Genomic DNA, 885 nt, shown 5'->3' with positions numbered 1-885 from the left:
AGCACACGCAAACACGAGGTTCCCGATGCGCTACTGGATGAGCTGCTGGCCAACTACCAGAAGCCCGAAGACCTGATTGGCGAGAACGGCCTGCTGAAGCAGTTGACCAAGCGGCTGGTTGAGCGGGCGCTGGACGCGGAGATGACCACGCACCTGGGCCATGAACGCCACGCCCCGGTGGCCAACGCCAACGGCAACACCCGCAACGGCCACAGCCGCAAGACGCTCAAGGGCGAGTTCGGCGCACTGCCGATCGAGGTGCCGCGCGACCGCGAGGGCAGCTTCGAGCCGCAGATCGTGCCCAAGCACCAGACGCGCTGGACCGGCTTCGACGAGAAGGTGCTGTCGCTGTATGCCCGCGGGATGACGGTGCGCGAGATCCAGGCGCACCTGCAGGAGATGTACGGGGCCGAGGTCTCGCCCAGCCTGATCTCGAACGTGACCGATGCGGTCGTCGACGAGGTCAAGTGCTGGCAGGCCCGACCGCTGGATCAGGTCTATCCGATCGTCTACCTGGACTGCATCCATGTGAAAGTGCGCGATGGCGCGGTACGGGCCAAGGCGGTGTATCTGGCCATCGGCATCACCCTGGCCGGCGAGAAGGAAGTGCTGGGCCTGTGGCTGTCGCAGAACGAAGGCGCCAAGTTCTGGCTGCAGGTGGTGACCGAGCTGAAGAATCGCGGGGTGCAGGACATCTTCATCGCCTGCGTGGACGGCCTGAAGGGCTTCCCGGAGGCGATCGAGGCGGTGTTCCCGGCCACGACCGTGCAGTTATGCATCGTGCACATGGTGCGGCACAGCCTGAACTACGTCAGCTGGAAGCGGCGAGCCGAGGTGGCGGCCGACCTCAAGCGCATCTACACCAGCGCCACGCTCGAAGAAGCC

The 885-nt window shown here is 65.2% G+C and carries 1 protein-coding gene; it reads left to right on the top strand.

Annotated elements, in window-relative coordinates:
• Positions 1-885, top strand: an 885-nt coding sequence (locus ABD679_RS15580; RefSeq protein WP_344760943.1) for an IS256 family transposase, incomplete at both ends; no start/stop codon positions are given.

Source organism: Luteimonas lutimaris (genome assembly GCF_039537065.1).
GTDB lineage: Bacteria > Pseudomonadota > Gammaproteobacteria > Xanthomonadales > Xanthomonadaceae > Luteimonas > Luteimonas lutimaris.
This window is presented reverse-complemented; position numbering and strand designations above follow the sequence as displayed.